The organism is Paraburkholderia sp. CNPSo 3274 (assembly GCF_024206475.1).
Classification (GTDB): Bacteria; Pseudomonadota; Gammaproteobacteria; order Burkholderiales; family Burkholderiaceae; genus Paraburkholderia.
The window spans coordinates 1-822 of sequence record NZ_JAMBPR010000239.1; the positions used below are offsets into that span (position 1 = coordinate 1).

The 822-nt window shown below is 64.0% G+C and carries 1 protein-coding gene; it reads left to right on the forward strand.

Going from position 1 to position 822, the window contains the following annotated elements; all coding sequences use genetic code 11:
• On the forward strand, nt 1-822 hold an 822-nt coding region (locus M3I54_RS44450; protein WP_254346738.1), incomplete at both ends, for an IS256 family transposase.

Below are 822 nucleotides of genomic sequence, written 5' to 3' on the forward strand. Positions count from 1 at the left end.
CAGGACCTGATGCTGGCGTTCAACAAGGCCGTCATCGAGCGCGCGATGGGCGCCGAGATGAACAGGCATCTGGGCTACCCGCCGGGGCAGCCCAAGCCCGAAGGCCAGACCAACGAGCGCAACGGCGCCACCGGCAAGACGATCATCACGGATCACGGCCCGCTCAGGGTTGAACTGCCGCGGGACCGCGACGGTAGCTTCGAACCGATCCTGATTCCCAAACATGAGCGTCGTTTCACCGGCTTTGACGAGCGCATCATCGCGATGTACGCGCGTGGCATGAGCGTGCGCGAGATCCAGGCGTTTCTGGCCGAGACCTACGGCACCGAAGTGTCGCCCGATTTCATCAGCTCGGTCACCGACGAGGTGATGGCTGAGACGCTCGCCTGGCAAAGCCGCCCGCTTGAGCCGATGTATCCGGTGGTCTTCTTCGACGCGCTGCGCGTGAAGATCCGTGGCGATGGCGTGGTGAGCAACAAGGCTGTGTATCTGGCCCTGGGCGTCCAGGCCGACGGCCAGCGTGACGTGCTCGGACTGTGGATCGAGCAGACCGAGGGTGCGAAGTTCTGGCTCAAGGTGTTCAACGAACTCAAGACCCGCGGTTGCCAGGACATCCTGATCGCGGTCGTTGATGGGCTCAAGGGACTGGCCGAAGCGATTGGCACCGCTTACCCGCGCACCACCGTGCAGACGTGCATCGTGCACCTGATCCGCAACAGTCTTGAGTACGCCAGCTACAAGGACCGCAAGACGATCGCGGCAGCGCTGCGTCCGATCTATGGCGCGGTGAGCGAGCAGGCCGCGCGGCTTGCCCTGCAGACG